This is a genomic window from Streptomyces sp. NPDC031274 (assembly GCF_055570235.1).
This window is the reverse complement of sequence record NZ_JBVIHP010000032.1, coordinates 1-19,651: the sequence shown is the minus strand read 5'-3', so window position 1 is coordinate 19,651 and position 19,651 is coordinate 1. Positions and strand designations below refer to the sequence as shown.

Here is a 19,651-nt window from a genome sequence, read left to right as displayed (position 1 = left end):
TCCTCCGGGAAGGGCGCGGCCACCGTCAGTGCCCCGCGCGGGGCCAAGTCGCTCAGTAACGCGGGCGGTTGAACCACGCGGCACCCGAAGGAGCGATCATTGCTGCGGCCATGATCCCTCCAAAGCCGATCCAGAGCAGCGCCCAGACCAGCCCCACGGTGGTGTCGGCGCCGGCTGAACCGATCAGGATCAGTACCCCGAACAGGGCGCCGAGGATGCCGTACACCATGGTGGTGATGCGGACCCCCTGTCCACCCTTGGAGAACTTCACGCCGAGTGTGATCGACAGTGCGGCGAGCCCGAGGAAGAGCAGGGCGATGACCAGGATGATTGCCGCCGAGCCCTGCCCGATGTCGGAGAACTCGTTGTCCCCGAACGTGTCGGACGCCGCATCCGAAGCGTCGCTGACCGTGGCAGCGCCGAAGATCGCGAAGATACCGATGAGTATCTGCACCGCGGAGACGATGAACAGCAGCACACGCGCCGTCATCATCAGCCCCGGCATCGACTGCGGCATCATGTTGCCGCCCGGGTAGCCGGGGTAGGCGGGCTGCTGCGGGTAGCCGTAGCCCTGCTGCGGCGGGACGCCGGGCGGCGGGGCCTGGGGGTAGCCGTACCCGGGAGCGGCCGGGGGCTGTTGACCCTGCGGCGGACCGTAGGGGTTGTTCGGGTCGCCGTAACTCATGGCGGTCTTCCTCCGTCGGGTAATGCGGGGACGACGCGGCACATCACGGAGGAAAGTTCTACAGATGCGGTCCGTCCCCCCGACACTGCCCGCGGCACTGTGTCGCATATCGTTCTTTAGGCCAGGCTTATTTGTCCAGCCGCATGGCGTATGCGTTGTGCAAGTGCAACAGAGCTGGTCAGGTCCCGGGACACAGCTGAGACACAGTCGGGCCGCGGCGGAGCCCTGATTGGTACCCGGCGGGTCTCATCCGGGAAGATGGGGTCATGACCGCCCAGATTCTCGATGGCAAGGCCACCGCAGCCGCGATCAAGTCCGAACTGACCGCCCGCGTGGCGGCCCTGAAGGAGAGGGGCCTCACGCCCGGCCTCGGGACTGTTCTGGTCGGTGACGACCCGGGCAGCCAGAAGTACGTCGCCGGCAAGCACCGCGACTGCGCGCAGGTCGGCATCGCCTCCATCCAGCGTGAACTGCCCGCCACCGCGACGCAGGACGAGATCGAGGCCGTCGTCCGCGAGCTCAACGACGACCCGGCCTGCACCGGCTACATCGTGCAGCTCCCGCTGCCCAAGGGCATCGACGAGAACCGCGTCCTCGAACTCATGGACCCGGCCAAGGACGCCGACGGCCTGCACCCGATGAACCTCGGCCGCCTCGTCCTGAACGAGCCCGCGCCGCTGCCCTGCACGCCGTTCGGCATCATCACGCTGCTGCGTCAGTACGGCGTGGAGATCAACGGCGCCGAGGTCGTGGTCGTCGGCCGCGGTGTGACGATCGGCCGCTCGATGCCGCTCCTGCTCACCCGCCGCTCGGAGAACGCGACGGTGACGCAGTGCCACACCGGTACGCGCGACCTGTCCACGCACCTCAAGCAGGCCGACATCATCGTGGCCGCTGCGGGCGTACCGCACCTGATCAAGCCCGAGGACGTGAAGCCGGGCGCCGCGATCCTGGACGTCGGCGTCTCGCGCGACGAGTCCGGCAAGATCGTCGGCGATGTGCACCCGGGCGTCCGCGAGGTCGCCGGGTGGATCTCGCCGAACCCCGGCGGCGTCGGCCCGATGACGCGCGCGCAGCTGCTCGTCAACGTCGTCGAGGCCGCCGAGCGCGCCGCGACCGCTGCCGCGAGCTGAACCGGGAAAGGGTGAGCCCATGAGCGCAGAACCTGAGCAGGAGGCATCGCGGGCCGACGTCGACGTCGACGCCGACGTCGACGTCACGGATGCCGGGGAGGACGCCGTGGCCGTGGCGGACACCGAGGCCAAGGGCCACGTCAGCGCCCCCGGCCCCGACGGGCCGAAGAAGACCACGCGGCGCTTTCCTCTGCTGACCCGGGACACCGCGCGTCCCGAGGGCGGCGGCCGGGCCGCGGCAGGTGACGCCCCCGCCCCCGCCCGCCAGTGGCCGCTGCTCAGCGTGCTCTCGACGGTGGGGCTCGGGCTGCTGCTCACGGCCTTCGACGTGTTCCGGATCGGCACGATACTGATCGGCGTCGCGCTGATCGGTGGCGCCGTCATGCGGTGGGGGCTGCCCAGCGTCGGCATGCTCGCGGTGCGTTCGCGCTTCACGGACATGGTCACGTACGGCGTCCTCGGCGTCGCGATCGTGCTGCTCGCGCTGATGGCGCAGCCGGGGCCCTGGCTGCAGATCCCGTTCCTGAGCGAGACCCTGCATCGGACGATCACCACCTAGCGGTGGGCGGCGCGTACGACGTGGCAGGCGGCCCGTCCTCTCCCCCGGGGAGGGCGGGCCGCCGTCGTGGTGCTGGTGCAAGAAGTTACGGCGGCGGGGGCGGGGGAGTCGTCCCGTGCCGGGTTGAGGTTCGGGTACCTCTGGCGGAGTACGCCCGCGGTACCTGCAACTTCCGCGGTACCGCCGTAGTTTGACGTTCCGGTGCCCGCACGGGGCTACGCTGCCGCGATGCGGATCCGCCCCCTCGTCGCCGACACGTCGATCGCGGTCGCCCTGACCACGGTCGCCGTACTCCTCGGGCAGGAGTCGGCGCGGCAGGGATGGCCCGAACTGGACGTGCGGGGCTATGTGTTGGTGGCGCTCGCCAACGTGCCGATCGTGTTCCGGTCCCGGGCGCCGCTCGCTGTCCTGCTCCTGGTGCACCTGGCGTGGGCCGCGTATGTCACCGTCGGCTACTGGCCCGTCGTGAACACCTTCGCGCCCATGCTCGCCGTCTACACCGTCACGGCCCTGCGGCCCGCCCGCGTCTCCATTCCCTGCGCGGCCCTGATGAGCGCCGTCTGGATCTACGCGGGCGTGGTGAGCGATGAGGCGGCGATGGCGTCCGTGGTCGCGCAGGCCATCGGCTTCCCCCTGGTGATCTGGCGTTTCGGGTACGTCGCCGGCCGGTCCGCCGAACTGGCCAGGCAGCTCAAGCGCGAGCAGGACGAGCGGGCGCGGCGCGAGGTGGCCGAGGAACGCGGGCGCATCGCGCGGGAGCTGCATGATGTGGTCGCCCACCACATGTCGGTGATCTCCGTGCAGGCGGGTCTCGCGAAGTTCGTCTTCACCTCGGATCCGGCGACCGCCCACGCCGCTCTCTCCACCATCTCCGGGACCAGCGGAGAGGCCCTTGAGGAACTGCGGCGCATGCTGCGGGTGCTGCGCGCACAGGAGGAGGGCGACGGCGCGCCCGACGCTCCGATGCCGGGGCTCGCGCGGCTCGGGGAGATGGTCGAGCGGGTCCGGGCCGGGGGAGTCGCCGTGGGCCTGCGCGTCGAGGGGACGCCGCGGCAGCTCGCGCCCGGGGTCGAACTCTGCGCGTACCGCGTGGTCCAGGAGGCCCTGACCAACGTACTGAAGCATGCGCCAGGGGCCGGCGCGGCGGTCGAACTGCGGTATCAGCCGCACCATGTGACGGTCTCGGTCACCAATGACGGAGAGGGGGTGGTTCCGGACAGAGTGGGCGCAGGGAGCGGCCACGGGTTGATTGGGATGCGGGAGCGGGCCAAGCTCTACGGCGGGACGATCAGCATCGGCCCGCTGAGCGAGGGAGGGTTCGCCGTGCGCCTGACCCTGCCGACCTCCGCGCAGGCCGCATCGCAGGGGGACGACGCGACTTAAAATGACCAGGGTGCTCGTGGTCGACGACCAGTTCCTCATTCGGGCCGGACTCGTGGGGCTGCTGCGTGCCGCGCCCGGCATCGAGGTCGTCGGTGAGGCGGGCGACGGGGCGGAAGCCGTCGCGCTCGCCGCGACAACCCGGCCCGACGTGATCCTGATGGACATCCGCATGCCCGGCATGAGCGGCATCGTGGCCACCGAGAAGATCCTCGCCGACGCGCCCGAACCGGCGCCGCGCGTCCTGGTCCTCACCACGTTCGATCTCGACGAGTACGTGTACGGGGCGCTGCGGGCCGGAGCGTCGGGCTTCCTGCTCAAGGACTCCGGGCCCGAGCGCCTGCTCGCCGCGGTGGCCGCCGTCGGCGGCGGCGACGCGCTCTTCGCGCCCAGTGTCACCTGCCGCCTCGTCGAGGCCTTCGCCCGGCAGGTCGGCACCGGGACGGGGTCCGGAGCCGGGTCCGGTCCCGGTGGATCGGCCAAACCGCCGCCCGATCTGCGGGCGTTGACCCTGCGCGAGGTCGAGGTCCTGAAGCTGATCGCCACGGGCCTGTCCAACGCGGACATCGCCGATCACCTGTACATCAGCGAGGCCACCGTCAAGACCCACCTCAACCGCACGATGAGCAAACTGGACCTGGGCAGCAGGGCGCAGGCGGTGGTGGTGGCGTACGAGACGGGCCTCGTCACGCCGGGCGGCGGCGGTCGCTGAACACGGCGGGTCCCCAGAAGGGGAGCTGAACACGGCGGGTCCCCAGAGGCGGAGCTGAACACGGCGGGTCTCCAGAAGCGGAGAAGAAGACGGCGCCCGTCCTCTCCCCCGTGGGAGGACGAGCGCCGCCAGTTGGCGGGGAGGCCGCCGTTCCAACGGGATCCAGCGTCGTGCCCTTACTAATCCCATACAAGGGCTGCCTTGCCCCTGTGGCACGGAGGTGACAATTCCGCCACGGTGTTCCCGGCCCGCAACAGACGGCCGCCTGTGTGGAGGGCATTTCGTGGAACTGCTGCGACTGCCGCGGGGCACTTCGCAGAAGGGGTGACGTGTGTAATCGGGGCGCGGTGGGGCGTCCCAGTGCGCTACCTGGGGTTCCGCATCGTGGGCCGGGACGGCGGTGGGACACTGGACGCTGGACCGCAAGGAGTGCGACGGTGCACGCCAGTGGCCCGAATGCTCCCGTGCGCCCCCGGTCCGGGAACTGACATCCTGGCTTCCGGCATCCCTCTGGGTAGCCCATGACAGGAGCAGCGGGGGCTGTCTCATGGGCAGAGCGGGGGGAACCACGCGCGGGGGCAAGTAGGCACGTACGGGGGGAATAGGGGGAGTAATGCCTCGTTGGAAGGCGCTACCGGATGAGCTCGACCCGCAGGTCAGGGAGTTCGCCAGTCAGCTGCGCAGGCTCGTCGACCGGAGTGGTCTGAGCATTGCCGCGGTGTCGGACCGCACCGGGTACAGCAAAACGTCGTGGGAGCGCTATCTGAACGGGCGGCTGCTCGCCCCCAAGGGTGCGATCGTCGCGCTTGCGGAGGTGACCGGCACCAACCCCGTTCACCTCATCACCATGTGGGAACTCGCCGAGCGTGCGTGGAGCCGCTCCGAGGCACGGCACGACATGACCATGCAGGCCATCCGGATCTCCCAGGCGCGGGCCGCGCTCGGAGAGCTGGGGCCGAACCCGCCGGGCGGCAAGGGGACCAGCGGCGCGGCGCGCAACGGCGCGGGCTCGGGCGCGGGCGCCGGTGTCGGTACCGGTGTCGATTCCGCCGACCGTCCCGGCCGCTCCGGCCGTACGGGCGGGAGCGTCACCGGAGTCGCGGGCCCCGCGGGTGTCTCGCCCACGATCCCGCCGCAGACGCCGTCGTACGGACCCGCGGGCGGGGGCGCGGGCGACCTGGGTGCCGTCACGGCGCAGCCCGGTCCGCACGGGCCGGGTGACGGCGGGGACTCCCCCGACCGGCAGCGGCGGCGCAGAAAGCTGACGATGTTCCTCGCGGGTGTCGTCGGCGCGCTCGTCGTCATAGCCGTCGCCGTCTTCCTGACGGACTTCGGCAAGGACGACAAGAGCGACGAGAGCGCCAAGCCGTCGGCGACGCCGACCACGAGCGACAAGGACCTGCCCCCGGGCGTCGAGTGCACCGGCAAGAGCTGCACCGGCAAGGACCCGGAGAGCATGGGCTGCGGCGGCGAGTTGGCGAGCACGACGACACGCGCGACGGTCGGCAAGGCGCTGATCGAGGTCCGCTACAGCAAGACGTGCGGGGCGGCCTGGGCGCGCATCACGCAGGCCGCGCCGGGCGACAAGGTCACCATTTCCGGCGAGGGCGCCGCCAAGGAGAACGGGACCGTGAACGCGGACTTCGACGCGTACACGCCGATGGTGGCGGTGAAGGACGGCGCGTCGGCGGAGGCCTGCGCGACGCTCAAGGCCGGTCAGACCGGTTGCACGAAGTAGAACCGGTTGAGCGAAGTGGAACCGGCTGCACGAAGCGGGACCGGCTGCACGGAGTAGAACCGGTTGAGCGAAGTAGAACCGGCCGCACGAGACCGACGCCACCCGCATCAGAAGGCGGAGGTGGCCGCAGCGCACAACATTGCGGCCACCACAGGGGGGAAATGTGGTGGCCGCAACGCGGCACATGGCGGCCACCACAGGGGGGAATGTGGTGGCCGCGCCGCGACAGATGGCGGCCACCACAGGGGGGGGAGCGTGGTGGCCGCGCCGCGGGAGATGGCGGCCACCACAGGGGGGGAGCGTGGTGGCCGCCCGGGGGTGTGACCACTCCCGTGGGGGTACTGCTCCATGTGCCCTCGCGTTCGGGAGCCATGCGTTTCTTTTTCGTTGAATTTTTGTGGGGCCCGAACAGGGCGCTCGGACGATCTCTGTGGGGTGGCCGGATCACGTCTGTGGGGTGGGCCACACCCTCCCGGGGTTCGGGGGTCGGCGGGGCGCGATAGCCTGACGGCGGATCTCTCTTGATGCCAAGAGATCGATCATCGAGAGGCGATCGACGAGGGCGTCGGCAGGGGATCCAGCACAAGGGGCAGGGACCCCCACCGCCAGCTGTCTTACGGAGATCGCCATGACCCGCACTCCCGTGAATGTCACCGTCACCGGCGCGGCCGGCCAGATCGGCTACGCGCTGCTCTTCCGCATCGCCTCCGGCCACCTGCTCGGCGCGGACGTGCCGGTCAACCTTCGGCTCCTGGAGATCACTCCGGCCCTGAAGGCCGCCGAGGGCACCGCCATGGAGCTCGACGACTGTGCCTTCCCGCTGCTGAACTCGATCGAGATCAGCGACGACCCGAACGTCGCCTTCTCCGGCACCAACGTCGCCCTCCTCGTCGGCGCCCGCCCCCGCACCAAGGGCATGGAGCGCGGCGACCTGCTCTCCGCCAACGGCGGCATCTTCAAGCCGCAGGGCAAGGCGATCAACGACAACGCCGCGGACGACATCAAGGTCCTCGTCGTGGGCAACCCGGCCAACACCAACGCGCTCATCGCGCAGGCCGCCGCCCCGGACGTACCGGCCGAGCGTTTCACCGCGATGACCCGCCTCGACCACAACCGCGCGCTCTCGCAGCTGTCGAAGAAGACCGGCGCCCCGGTCTCCGACATCAAGCGCCTCACCATCTGGGGCAACCACTCGGCCACCCAGTACCCCGACATCTTCCACGCGGAGATCGCCGGCAAGAACGCCGCTGACGTCGTGAGCGACCAGGCCTGGCTCGCCGACGACTTCATCCCGACCGTCGCCAAGCGCGGCGCGGCGATCATCGAGGCCCGTGGCGCGTCCTCGGCCGCCTCCGCCGCCAACGCCGCCATCGACCACGTCCACACGTGGGTGAACGGCACGGCCGCCGGTGACTGGACCTCCATGGGTATCCCGTCGGACGGCTCGTACGGCGTTCCGGAGGGCCTCATCTCCTCCTTCCCCGTCACCACCAAGGACGGCAAGTACGAGATCGTCCAGGGCCTGGAGATCAACGACTTCTCGCGCACCCGCATCGACGCGTCCGTGCAGGAGCTCACCGAGGAGCGCGAGGCGGTCCGCGGCCTCGGCCTCATCTAGTACGACCCCTTGGCGCGGCCCCTCGGTACGCCCCTCCAGTACGCCCTCTCGCCCCCGGCAGCCACTCGATCGGCAGCCGGGGGCGAGGTGCGTTCATTCGCTTGCACGAGGGGCAAAATCAGCGTTCTGTGGTCAGGCGGTACACGCTCCGTTACTCTCCAATTCCGCTTTATCCTGACGGAGTTGGCCATGGCAGGTAATACCGAGGCCACCAGACTGCTGTGCGCGGGCGTCCACCTGGACGCGGTGTTTCGCAGGAAGGTCGTCTCAGAACTCGTCGGCCACGCGGAGCGCCCCGTGGCGCCGCCGCTCGGTGCCGATGTGCTCCCGGTGCTCGCGCACGCCCTGCGCGCCCGGCGCGAGGAACTGTTCACCGCGCTGCTCCTCGCCGCCGTGTGGATCGGGTTCCTCGTCGCCGACGCGGTGATGGTGTGGGACGCCCTCGAAGACGCCAGGGGCGGCGATTCAGGCGTATCCGGTGCGGACCTGGCGCTGCTCGCCCTCGACCCGCACGGCGTCGTCGACGCGGGCCCGCCGGGCGTGATCGGCGCCCTCCTGCCGGGCGGCTGGGCGATCGCGTACGCCGCTGTGGTCCTGCTCCTCTGGCTGGGCCGGGTCGTCTCGGGCCGGGGCGCGGACGGCGGGACACTGCGGCGGATGGAGCTTCCGGCGCCGCTGGCCTGGCTGCGGCGCAAGATCGGCTGGCTGGTGACCGTGTTCGTGTGGTGGTGCGCCGCCGCGTACGGCTTCTCCGCGCTCGCCGTGATCAAGGAAACCCCGTACCCGGTGATCTTCCCGCTGCTCATCGCGGCCGTGGTCTGGCGCCATCAGTTCCTGAGCAAGCGGATCCTGCGCACGTACCTCGCCCGGCAGGCCTTCGCCGAGACCGAACAGCCCGGGATCCCCCCGCGGTTCTCGCGCATCGTCGAGTGCATCCGCCGCGAGCAGAACGCACCGGTGACCCTCTACGACGCCAACCGCCCCTTCGTCGGCGCCGGAAAGCCCCGCAAGCCGTGGTCGGTCGTGCTCGAACTGCGGCGCGCCGAGAAGGAGAAGGACGGCGGGATCGGCGTGGTGCCGTCCCAGCGCGTGTACGAGACGCTGGCCGCGCGCGAGGTCATCAAGATGATCGAGCCACGCCTGAAGGACCTGCGCCGGTCCGCCGCCGCCACCAGCGTGGACCGGCTTCGTGAACTGGAGATCGAGGAGTTCGTCTACCTTCCCGCGGGCGCGGGCCGCGACGAGCAGCTCTACACCGGACAGGGGTACGAGACCGCGGGGCCCTACGACGCCGGGCAGGCCGCCCGGCATCTCGAACGGGCGGCGGGCGAGGGCGGCGAGGCGCGCCGCCACTTCCTGCGGATCCGGGTCGGCGCCTGGAACGAACAGGTCGTCGTATCGCTCCTGGTCAGGGTGCACACCCAGGGCGGCATGCTGGTCCTCGAAGTGGTGCCGCACGTGCTCGGGCCGATCGTCCCCGAGTTCCGGGAGGTCGACACGATCGTGGCCCGCGAGCCGGAGGGCCCGGTCCACGACGCCCTGCGCGCCTGCGTCGACGGCCCCGCTGTCGGCGTGGCGATCGGCATAGCGGCCCTGCGCGCACTGCCCTCCCTCATTCCCTCGTTCCGGCTGTGGCTGGTCCAGCCCGACGCCACGTCTGAAGGCGTGAAGACCCCCGCGCCGCCCGCCGCGCTGCTCCTGCGGTCCCTGTGCTCGCGCCTCGGGCTCGACCGCCCCGTGCAGGCGCCGCCGGACGCCCCGCTGGTCTCGCTGCGCCAACTGGCGAGCACCGACGACCTCTCGCTCTTCCAGGAGATGGACGTCGCCCGCTACACCCGCACCCTCCAGGACCGCATCGGTGAGGGCGTCCGTGACGCGCTGCGGGCCGGCGGTTTCCGCACGGACCGCCTCGAACAGAACATCACGCAGATCAACAACAGCGGGGTCTACATCTCGGAGATGTCCGGCGGCGCACTCGCCACCGGCTCCCACGGCCAGGCCACGCACAGCGAGAGGAGCACGGCATGAGCGACGGGGACAAGGGCGGCGGGGACAACGGCGGCGGCGACGGCGGCGGTGCGCACGTCCAGATCGGTTCGATCACCGGCGGCTCGCAGGCCTTCGGCGCGCACGGCAAGGCCGAGTCCACCAACCACACGGTGGTGGTGTCCGATCCGAGGCAGCAGCACCTGCTCACGCAGGTCCGGGCGCTCCGCGGCGAGCTGGGCCGGGCGGCCGGGCGCACGGCCGACGACGCGGCGCTCGACGCCGAACTGGGCGAGCTGGAGGGGGAGATCAGCCGCGCGGGCCACGGTGACAGCCGCCTGCTCGGCAGGCTCCGTACCCGCCTGGAGCAGTACGGCGCGGCCGCCGCGACAGCCGCGTCCGTGACGGCCGTACTCCAGGCGATCGTCCAGATCACGGGCTGAGTGACGAGCGGTGCTGATCTTCGACGACGACCGCCAGGAGTGGGTCGGCCATGAGCAGGAGCGGCGGATCGCCGAGCTGCACGACCGGGACGCGGTGCGCCAGGGCAAGGCGCAGCGCGGTGCCGTGACGCTCCTCGCGGTGTGCGGCCTGGTCTTCGGCGCCTGGGCGCTCGGCTGGAAGGACGAACCGCGGCCGACGGGGTACCTCACGGTGCTCGATCAGCCCGCGCGCGGCGCGGACGTGGACGCCGAGGGCGGCGACACCGCGGCGCCCTCGCCCGCGGGCGTACCGCCCGCCCCGTATGAGGAGGTGAACGACGCGGAGGGCTACCGCCTCGCCGTCCCGCGGGGCTGGGTCCGTGACGTGATCTCGCCGGGTGAGGGCTACAACGTAGTCAACTACCGCAGCCCGGAGGGGGACCGGCGGCTACAGGTGTACAGGGTGGGGGAGGCTTCGCCCTACGCATCGCTGCGGACCTGGCTCGACGAGACGCCGATGCCCGGCGGCTTCGACCAGCTCGCCCCGCTGGAGCGCACGGACGACGACGGCCGCCCCGCCGCCCAGCTCGACTACGTGGCCGACCGGTTCAAGGATGAGCCGGACATCGGCGGGTGGCACGTCATCGACCATCGCTTCCAGGCGGTGGACGGCAATCTCTACGCCCTCGCGGTGTACGGCTCCGAACTGGACGGCAGGGACGACGAGGAGAAGTTCATGTCGACCGCCCTGGCGTGGTTCTGCCCTCCGGGCGAGACCTGCCCCGCGCCGGGCTCCGACTGAACTGGCTTCGACTGAACTGCCGGGCTCCGACTGAACTGACTCCGACTGAACTGACCTCGACCCGCTGCCCGTTGCGTACATGCTCACCGATGTAGTACTTCTTATACATGAGCGAGCAGGTGCACAACAGGTTGGCGATGGTGCGCGCGGAGCGAAAGGTGTCGCGCCAGAGCCTTGCCGAGGCGGTGGGGGTCCACTACCAGACCATCGGCTACATCGAGCGCGGGCAGTACAACCCGAGCCTCGACCTGGCGTTGAAGATCGCGGAGTTCTTCGGGCTGCCGGTGGAGGCGCTGTTCTCCCTGGAGCCGTTCCGCCCGCTCACGGACGAGGTCTACGGGAGGAGTCAGGGATGACGGACCACCAGCGGGTGCGGGAGGCGCGGGCGCGGGAGATGACCGGGTACGACCGGCGGATGCTCGCGATCATGAACCGGCGCGAGGGAGCGCCGATGTACGCCACGGCCACGCGCAGGCGGATAGCGGTCGGCGCCCACATCGCCCTGACCGTGGCGAGTGTCGCGGCCTGGCTCCTCACGGTCGTCGGCCATCAGCGCTGGGCGATGTGGGCGATGCTCGTGCTCGTCCTGCCGTGGTGTGTGGCCACCGGTGTCATCAACGCCTCCACGCGCGGCCTCCTCGAACTGCGCGAACGCGCCCTCGACGAGCGGCAGCGGGCGGAGAGGTTCCGTGTCGCTGCGCGCGCCCGTCAGATCATGCTGTGGCTGCTCCTCGCCGCCGTCGTCGGCGCGGGGATCGCGGCGAACCAGGAATGGGACACGCAGGAGCTGCTCTTCCCCGTGCTCTTCACCGCGTTCGTCGTGCACTGGCTGATGCCGCTGTGGGTGGCGGGGCTCGCCGTGCGGGACGAGCCCGCGGACCTCGATCTCGACGTCGACCGAGGCCGCGACATCGACCGCGACCGTGATCGCGGCCTCGGTCTCGACGGGGTCGACAGGTAGGGCGCACAAAACCTTCCATCTACGTTCCTTTCGCTCCAAGTGCCCGCACGCGCAGTGACACAGAGCACTTTCGGTTATGTAATGCGCATGGTTCCTCCCCCTCAGGGCAGGTGGACCCGGCTACCGCGAGTGACAGGCGGGGCGAATGACAGGAACGGAAGGCAAACGGGACGTGTCCGCACAACAGACCATCCATGTGGGCGGAGAGTGGCGAAACGCCCTCTCCGGCGCCACGCGCGAGATCCTCGACCCGGCGGATGCCAAGCCGTTCGCACTGATCGCCGAGGGCGGCACCGAGGACACCGACGCGGCCATCGCCGCCGCACGTGAGGCGTTCGACCACGGACCGTGGCCGGCCACGCCCGTCGCCGAACGCGCCGCGCTGCTGCGCCGCGTGGCGGACCTCCTCGTACGCGACCGGGAGAAGATCGGGCTCCTGGAGAGCCGCGACGCCGGCAAGACCGTCGAAGAGGGCCGCGTCGACGTCGACTGCGTCGCCGACGCCTTCCGGTACTTCGCCGACCTGGTGATCGGCGAGGGCGCGGGCCGTGTGGTCGACGCGGGGTCCGACGACATCCACAGCGTCGTCGTGCACGAGCCGGTCGGCGTCTGCACGATGATCACGCCCTGGAACTACCCGCTCCTGCAGGCCAGCTGGAAGATCGCCCCCGCGCTCGCCGCGGGCAACACCTTCGTCATCAAGCCGAGTGAGGTCACTCCGCTGACGACGGTCGCGCTGATCGAGCTGCTCGTCGAGGCGGGCCTCCCGGCCGGTGTCGCGAACATCGTGACCGGTCCCGGCCACACCGTCGGCGCCCGCCTGTCCGACCACCCCGACGTCGACCTGGTCTCCTTCACCGGCGGCCTCGTCTCCGGCACCAAGGTCGCGCAGGCCGCGGCCCTCGGCGTCAAGAAGGTCGCCCTGGAGCTCGGCGGCAAGAACCCGAACGTCGTCTTCGCCGACGCCTGCGCCACCGAAGAGGGCTTCGACACCGCCGTCGACCAGGCGCTGAACGCCGCCTTCATCCACAGCGGGCAGGTCTGCTCCGCCGGTGGCCGCCTCATCATCGAGGAGTCGGTGCGCGAGCGCTTCGTCGCCGAACTCGCCCGCCGCGCGAGCCGCATCAAGCTCGGCCGCGGCACCGAGGACGGCGTCGAGTGCGGCCCGCTCGTCTCGCAGCAGCAGCGTGAGAAGACCGAGTCGTACGTCGCCTCCGCACTGGAGGAGGGCGCGGTCCTGCGCTCCGGCGGCAAGCGCCCCGAGCCCAGCGAAGTCCGCCCCGCGACCGGCTACTTCTACGAGCCGACCGTGCTCGATCAGTGCCACCGCGAGATGCGCGTCGTACGCGAAGAGGTCTTCGGCCCGGTCCTGACCGTCGAGACCTTCCGCACCGAGGACGAAGCCGTCACGCTGGCCAATGACACCGAGTACGGTCTCGCGGGCGCCGTCTGGACCAACGACGCCGGTCTGGGCCGCCGCATGGCGCGGCGCCTGCGCCACGGCACGATCTGGATCAACGACTTCCACCCCTACCTGCCGCAGGCGGAGTGGGGCGGCTTCGGCAAGAGCGGCGTCGGGCGCGAGCTCGGACCCGCCGGGCTCGCCGAGTACCGCGAGTCCAAGCACATCTACCAGAACCTCGCACCGCAGCCCGTCCGCTGGTTCGCGGGCTGAGGCCCGACTCGTAGAGGCGTGCGCGGGGGCGGCAGTCCCGCCCCCGCGCACGTATGCATGTCCGAACGTCCGAGCACTCCCCGCTCAATAAGCGCGAGCACCTTGCACCACACCTCGCAGGAAGAGGAGCAGCACGCATGGCTGAGACCACCGAGTACGACTACGTCATCGTCGGCGGCGGCACCGCAGGTTCGGTGATCGCGTCCCGCCTCACCGAGGACCCGGACGTCACCGTCGCCGTCATCGAGGGCGGCCCGAGCGACATCGACCGCGAGGACGTCCTCACGCTGCGCCGATGGCTCGGCCTCCTCGGCGGCGAACTCGACTACGGCTACACGACCACCGAGCAGCCGCGCGGCAACTCGCACATCCTGCACAGCCGGGCCAAGGTCCTCGGCGGCTGTTCGTCGCACAACACCCTGATCTCGTTCAAGCCGCTGCCGTCCGACTGGGACGAGTGGGAAGAGGCGGGCGCCACCGGCTGGGGCGCCGCCGCGATGGACCCCTACTTCGGCAAGCTGCGCAACAACGTCGTGCGCGTCGCCAAGAAGGACCAGAACCAGATCGCCACGGACTGGGTCGAGGCGGCGCAGAGCGCACTCGGCGTCCCCGAGGTCATCGGCTTCAACGACAAGCCCTTCGACGAGGGCGTCGGCTTCTTCGACCTCTCGTACCACCCGGAGAACAACAAGCGCTCCTCCGCGTCCGTCGCCTACCTCCACCCCCACATGGAGGCCGGTGACCGCCCCAACCTCCGCCTCTTTTTGGAGACCTGGGCCACGAAGCTGGAGTTCGACGGCACGACCGCGCGCGGCGTCCACATCCGTGCGAAGGACGGCGCGGAGCACCTGCTCACCGCCCGCCGCGAGGTGCTGGTCTGCGCGGGCGCCGTCGACACCCCGCGTCTGCTCCTGCACTCCGGCATCGGCCCCGCGGGGGATCTCGAAGCACTCGGCATCCCCGTCGTGCACGACCTGCCGGGCGTCGGCGAGAACCTCATCGACCACCCCGAGTCGGTCATCGTCTGGGAGACCAACGGGCCGATCCCCGGCAACTCCGCGATGGACTCCGACGCGGGCCTGTTCGTGAAGCGGGACCCGGACCACAAGGGCCCGGACCTGATGTTCCACTTCTACCAGATCCCGTTCACGGACAATCCGGAGCGCCTGGGCTACGAACGCCCGGAGCACGGTGTCTCGATGACGCCGAACATCACAAAGTCTCGGGCACGGGGACGTATCTATCTGACATCGGACGACCCAGAAGTAAAGCCTGCTCTCGACTTCAAGTACTTCGAGGACGAAAGTGACTACGACGGGCAGACTCTCGTCGACGGCATCAAACTGGCCCGCAAGGTCGCACAGGCCGAGCCCTTCGCCAAGTGGCTCAAGCGTGAGGTCTTCCCTGGTCCCGACGTCACCGACGACGCCGAGATCAGCGAGCTGGTGCGTAAGGCCGCCCACACCGTGTACCACCCGGCGGGAACCTGCCGAATGGGTGCTTCCACCGATGAACTTGCCGTAGTCGACCCGGAGCTGAGGATCCGGGGCCTTGAGGGGATCCGAATCGCGGACGCATCCGTCTTCCCGACGATGCCTGCCGTGAACCCGATGATCGGAGTGCTGATGGTCGGGGAAAAGTGCGCGGAACTGTTGACCGGGAGTGATGTCCGATGACCACCACCACTGACAAGACACCTGCCCCCGAGCCCGCGGCGCCCGTGTTCGTCGTCCGGGACCTGTGGAAGGTCTTCGGCCCCAAGGCCCAGAGCATCCCGGGCAACGAGGAGTACGCGAGCCTTTCCCCGTCCGAACTGCGCGAGCGCACCGGCTGCACGGCCGCCGTGCGGGACGTCAGCTTCGACGTCCAGCGCGGCGAGGTCTTTGTTGTCATGGGCCTCTCAGGATCGGGCAAGTCCACGCTGGTGCGGACCCTGACCCGGCTCATCGAGCCGACCAGCGGCTCCATAGCCATGGACGGCCAGGACGTGCTCGCCATGGACAAGAACCAGCTGCGTGAACTGCGCCGCCACAAGGCCGCGATGGTCTTCCAGAACTTCGGCCTCCTTCCGCACCGCTCGGTCCTCGACAACGTCGCCTACGGCCTGGAGATCCAGGGCGTGGGCAAGGCCGAGCGCCGGGCCAAGGCCATGGAGGTCGTCGCCAAGGTCGGCCTCGAAGGCCTGGAGGACCGCCGTCCCACGCAGCTCTCCGGCGGCCAGCAGCAGCGCGTGGGCCTGGCCCGCGCCCTCGCCGTCGACCCCGAAGTGCTGCTCTTCGACGAGCCGTTCAGCGCACTCGACCCGCTGATCAGGCGGGACATGCAGGAAGAGGTCATCCGCCTGCACCGTGAAGAGGGCCGCACGATGGTCTTCATCACCCACGACCTGAGCGAGGCGCTGCGCCTGGGCGACCGCATCATGCTGATGCGGGACGGCGCCATCGTGCAGCTCGGCACTCCCGAGGAGATCGTCGCCAACCCGGCCGACGACTACGTCCGCGACTTCGTCCAGGACGTGTCGCGCGAGCAGGTCATCTCCGTACGCCGTGCCATGCGCCCCGCCGTGGGCGACGAGGCCGAGTCCGGTGCCGCGATCGGCCCGGACACGCTGGTCGTCGACGCGATCGAGGCCGTCGCGCGCAGCGGCGAGCACTGCCGCGTCGTGGACGGCGGCCGCACCATCGGCATCGTCGACCACGAGCAGCTGCTCGCCGTCGTCGCGGGTCTCGACAGTGACCCCCAGGACAAGGAGGTGGCAGCGGTATGAGTGCCGCCCCGACTTCCGTCCTCGAAAAGAAGGACGGCGTCTCCCCGCCGGGTCCTTCCGCTGACCCCGGGCCGCTCGCCAGGCTCGTGCGGAACCCCAAGGCCGTCGTGCTGCTGTGCGCCCTGCTTGTCGCGGTCGTCTCGGCGGCCGTCACCGCCAACGGCGTCTGGCCATCCGATCTGACCTTCGACGTGCGTTCGCCGCTCGACGACGTCAACACGTGGATGGCGGAGAACCGCGACACCAGCCCGATCTTCCTGTACTTCCTGCTGCACATCAGCAACACCGCGCAGTCCTCGGTGGACGGTGTGCTCAGCGGTCTTGAAGCCCTCGGCTTCCTCGGCGTGATCGCCGCCGCCGTGCTCATCTCCTGGTACGCGGGCGGGGCGGGACTGCGCCGCCGCTCGCTGTCCCTCGCGGGCATCGCCTTCGGCACCTTCGCCGTGATCGGCCTGCTCGGCGTCTGGGAAGAGGCGATGGAGACCCTCGCCCTGATGGTCGTCTGTGTGGCCGTCGCGGGTCTGGTCGGTGTGCTGCTCGGCCTCGCGGCCGGGCTCTCGGACCGCGCCGAGCGCATCCTGCGGCCGGTCTTCGACACCATGCAGGTGCTTCCGGCCTTCTCCTATCTGCTGCCCTTCGTGTTGATGTTCGACGTCGGCACCCCGGCCGTCTTCATGGCGACCGTCATCTACGCCGCCCCGCCGATGGCCCGGCTCACCTCGCTCGGCCTGCGCGGCGCCGACGCCGCCGCCCTGGAGGCCTCCCAGTCGCTCGGCGCAAGCGCCTGGCAGAGGCTGTGGACGGCCCGCCTCCCGCTGGCCCGCAAGCCGATGCTGCTCGGCCTCAACCAGACGATCATGATGTGTCTTTCGATGGTCGTGCTCGCCACGGTGGTCGGCGCCGGCGGTCTCGGCGACCCGATCTTCCAGGCGATCTCCACCCTCGACGTGGGCCTCGCGGTGCCGGCCGGTGTCGCGATCGTGCTGATCGCCATCTGGCTCGACCGTACGACCGCGGCGTTCGGTGAGCGGATCGACGACTCGGCGCCCGCGCGCGGCGCCTTCGCGACACGCGTCGTGTGGGCCGTCATGGCCGCCGTGATCGCGGGCGCCGCCGTACTCGGCCAGGCGCTCGGCCGTACGGAGTGGCCGGAGAACTGGGTCGTCTCCATCTCCCAGCCGATCAACGAGGCCGTCGGCTGGATCGAGCGCGAGCTCGGCTCCGGCATACCGGTCATCGGCGGCACCCTCACCTGGGCGAACGGGTTCATCCGCTGGGGCATCAACCCGATGTTCGACGCCCTGCTCGCCACCCCGTGGTGGGCGGTGCTCCTGGTCTCCGGTGTCCTCGCCTATCTCGCGGGACGCTGGCGTGCGGCGGTCACCGTCGTGCTCGCGCTCGCCGCGATCGGTGTGATGGGCCTGTGGAACCGCTCCATGGACACGCTCTCGCAGGTCATCGCCGCCCTGGTGGTCACTCTGATCCTGGGCTTCGCCATCGGAGTGCTCGCGGCCCGGGTGGGCTGGGTGGAGCGGGCCATCCGGCCGGTGCTCGACACCATGCAGACCCTGCCGGCGTTCATCTATCTCATCCCGATGATCGCGCTGTTCGGCTCCAACCCGTCGGCCGCCGCGGTGGCCTCGATCATCTACGCGCTGCCCGCCGTCATCCGCATCACCGCCCAGGGCATCCGCCAGATCGACCCCTCGGCCCTGGAGGCGTCCCGCTCGCTCGGCGCGTCCACCGGCCAGCAGCTCTGGCAGGTCCAGCTGCCACTGGCCCGCCCCGCGCTGCTCGTCGCCCTCAACCAGGGCGTCGTCCTTGTCCTCTCCATGGTCGTCATCGGCGGAATGATCGGCGGCGGCGCGCTCGGCGTCGACGTGATCAAGGGCCTCACCAAGGGCGACCTCGGGCTCGGCATGACGGCCGGTATCGCGATCGTCTGCCTCGGTCTGCTCCTCGACCGCATCTCCCAGCCCGGCGCCGACGTCAAGGAACGCGCCCTGCGCTGACGTACGGTCCGCCCTCCGGAATCCCGCTCTCCTGCTACGTAAGGGAACAATCACGTGAACTACAGCAAGCGGATACGAACCGCCCTCATCGCCGGTCTCGGCGCCGCGTCCATGGTGGCGCTCAGCGCCTGCGGCGCCGCCGACACCAAGTCCTCGGGCAGCTCCGACGAGGTCACCCTCACCGTGCCGTCCTGGGTCGGCGCACGCGCCAACGCCGAGGTCGCCAAGGCGCTCCTCGAGGACGAGGTCGGCGTCAAGAAGGTCAACCTGCAGCAGCTCGACGAGCCGATCGCCTGGGACGCGCTGAACAACGGCAAGGCCGACGCGATCCTGGAGGACTGGGACGGCCAGCCCAAGAAGCAGAAGCTCTACATCGACCAGAAGAAGACGGTCGTCAAGGGCGGCGACCTGGGCGTCACCGGCCACATCGGCTGGTACGTGCCGAAGTACTACGCGGACAAGCACCCCGAGATTCTCGACTACAAGAACCTCAACAAGTTCGCCAAGGACTTCAAGAGCAACCGCAGTGGCGGCAAGGGCGAGTTCATCGGCGCGGCTCCCTCGTACACCACGTACGACGAGTTCCTGATCAAGAACCTCAAGCTGAACTACAAGATCAAGGACACCGGCAACGAGGCCGCGCAGATCAAGGAGATCCAGCGCAAGTACGCCGCCAAGGAGCCCTTCATCAGCTACTGGTGGGAGCCCCTGTGGGCCAACGCCGACATGGACCTGGTCGAGGTGAAGCTGCCGCCGTTCAAGGAGGGCTGCAACGAGCCCGAGGCCAAGACCGATTGCGGCTACGCCAACACCCCGCTGCAGAAGTACTTCAACGCCGACTTCGCCAAGGACGGCGGCAAGGCCGCGGAGTTCCTGAAGAACTTCAAGTGGACGACCGACCAGCAGAACGAGGTCGCCAAGTCGATCGCCAAGGACAAGATGTCCGGCGAGGCCGCGGCCCAGAAGTGGATCAAGGACAACAAGGCGACGTGGGAGAAGTGGATCCCGAAGAAGTGACGTCGCTGAATCCAGTCAGTGACTGAACGGCGGCTGAACGGCTGAACGGTTGAAAGGCCGAACAGCTGAACAGCTGAACGCGTCAGTGTGGCGGGGGGGGGGGGGGGGGGGGGGGGGGGGGGGGGGGGGGGGGGGGGGGGGGGGGGGGGGGGGGGGGGGGGGGGGGGGGGGGGGGGGGGGGGGG

The 19,651-nt window shown here is 70.0% G+C and carries 17 protein-coding genes; 16 read left to right on the top strand and 1 reads right to left on the bottom strand.

Annotation, left to right across the window (positions count from 1 at the left end; all coding sequences use genetic code 11):
* Positions 1-52 precede the first annotated feature (52 nt).
* Positions 53-685, bottom strand: coding sequence for a hypothetical protein (locus ACZ5CR_RS37080; RefSeq protein WP_468865919.1), 633 nt, complete (start codon positions 683-685; stop codon positions 53-55).
* Positions 686-951: 266 nt separating this feature from the next.
* Between ACZ5CR_RS37080 and ACZ5CR_RS37075 the strand changes: the two genes are divergently transcribed.
* The 16 genes from ACZ5CR_RS37075 (at position 952) to ACZ5CR_RS37000 (ending at position 19,467) form a co-directional block, all read left to right on the top strand.
* Positions 952-1,818 (top strand): bifunctional methylenetetrahydrofolate dehydrogenase/methenyltetrahydrofolate cyclohydrolase, encoded by an 867-nt coding sequence (locus ACZ5CR_RS37075; RefSeq protein ID WP_468865918.1) that lies wholly within the window; start codon positions 952-954, stop codon positions 1,816-1,818.
* 19 nt (positions 1,819-1,837) lie between these two features.
* The gene (locus ACZ5CR_RS37070) at positions 1,838-2,377 is read left to right on the top strand and encodes a DUF3017 domain-containing protein (protein WP_468865916.1); all 540 of its coding nucleotides are present in this window, start codon (positions 1,838-1,840) and stop codon (positions 2,375-2,377) included.
* 228 nt (positions 2,378-2,605) lie between these two features.
* Positions 2,606-3,760 carry a sensor histidine kinase gene (locus tag ACZ5CR_RS37065; protein ID WP_468865914.1) on the top strand — a complete coding sequence of 385 codons (1,155 nt, stop codon included), beginning with the start codon at positions 2,606-2,608 and terminating at the stop codon, positions 3,758-3,760.
* Position 3,761: 1 nt separating this feature from the next.
* The gene (locus ACZ5CR_RS37060) at positions 3,762-4,469 is read left to right on the top strand and encodes a response regulator (RefSeq protein ID WP_468865912.1); all 708 of its coding nucleotides are present in this window, start codon (positions 3,762-3,764) and stop codon (positions 4,467-4,469) included.
* 613 nt (positions 4,470-5,082) lie between these two features.
* Entirely contained in the window at positions 5,083-6,207 is a 1,125-nt protein-coding gene (locus ACZ5CR_RS37055) for an XRE family transcriptional regulator (protein WP_468865910.1), read from the top strand.
* Between the two features lie 628 nt (positions 6,208-6,835).
* A complete protein-coding gene (locus tag ACZ5CR_RS37050; protein WP_468865909.1) occupies positions 6,836-7,825 on the top strand; it encodes a malate dehydrogenase in 990 nt (329 codons plus the stop codon).
* A 189-nt stretch (positions 7,826-8,014) separates the two neighbouring features.
* Positions 8,015-9,853, top strand: coding sequence for a hypothetical protein (locus ACZ5CR_RS37045; RefSeq protein ID WP_468865907.1), 1,839 nt, complete (start codon positions 8,015-8,017; stop codon positions 9,851-9,853).
* A complete protein-coding gene (locus ACZ5CR_RS37040; RefSeq protein ID WP_468865905.1) occupies positions 9,850-10,254 on the top strand; it encodes a hypothetical protein in 405 nt (134 codons plus the stop codon). Before ACZ5CR_RS37045 ends, ACZ5CR_RS37040 begins: the two co-directional genes overlap by 4 nt.
* A 10-nt stretch (positions 10,255-10,264) precedes the next feature.
* Complete coding sequence (locus tag ACZ5CR_RS37035) at positions 10,265-11,035, top strand: hypothetical protein (protein ID WP_468865904.1); 771 nt, start codon at positions 10,265-10,267, stop codon at positions 11,033-11,035.
* Between the two features lie 107 nt (positions 11,036-11,142).
* Positions 11,143-11,391 (top strand): helix-turn-helix transcriptional regulator, encoded by a 249-nt coding sequence (locus ACZ5CR_RS37030; protein WP_389904188.1) that lies wholly within the window; start codon positions 11,143-11,145, stop codon positions 11,389-11,391.
* Positions 11,388-11,996 carry a hypothetical protein gene (locus ACZ5CR_RS37025; protein WP_468865902.1) on the top strand — a complete coding sequence of 203 codons (609 nt, stop codon included), beginning with the start codon at positions 11,388-11,390 and terminating at the stop codon, positions 11,994-11,996. The genes ACZ5CR_RS37030 and ACZ5CR_RS37025 overlap by 4 nt, the downstream gene beginning before the upstream one ends.
* Positions 11,997-12,141: 145 nt before the next feature.
* The gene (locus tag ACZ5CR_RS37020; protein WP_468865900.1) at positions 12,142-13,671 is read left to right on the top strand and encodes an aldehyde dehydrogenase family protein; all 1,530 of its coding nucleotides are present in this window, start codon (positions 12,142-12,144) and stop codon (positions 13,669-13,671) included.
* Positions 13,672-13,808: 137 nt separating this feature from the next.
* Positions 13,809-15,347 (top strand): GMC family oxidoreductase, encoded by a 1,539-nt coding sequence (locus tag ACZ5CR_RS37015; protein WP_468865898.1) that lies wholly within the window; start codon positions 13,809-13,811, stop codon positions 15,345-15,347.
* Positions 15,344-16,438, top strand: coding sequence for a quaternary amine ABC transporter ATP-binding protein (locus tag ACZ5CR_RS37010; protein WP_468865895.1), 1,095 nt, complete (start codon positions 15,344-15,346; stop codon positions 16,436-16,438). The genes ACZ5CR_RS37015 and ACZ5CR_RS37010 overlap by 4 nt, the downstream gene beginning before the upstream one ends.
* The gene (locus tag ACZ5CR_RS37005) at positions 16,435-18,450 is read left to right on the top strand and encodes an ABC transporter permease (protein WP_468865893.1); all 2,016 of its coding nucleotides are present in this window, start codon (positions 16,435-16,437) and stop codon (positions 18,448-18,450) included. The genes ACZ5CR_RS37010 and ACZ5CR_RS37005 overlap by 4 nt, the downstream gene beginning before the upstream one ends.
* Before the next feature lie 54 nt (positions 18,451-18,504).
* Complete coding sequence (locus ACZ5CR_RS37000) at positions 18,505-19,467, top strand: glycine betaine ABC transporter substrate-binding protein (RefSeq protein WP_468865891.1); 963 nt, start codon at positions 18,505-18,507, stop codon at positions 19,465-19,467.
* The last annotated feature ends 184 nt before the right edge of the window (positions 19,468-19,651 follow it).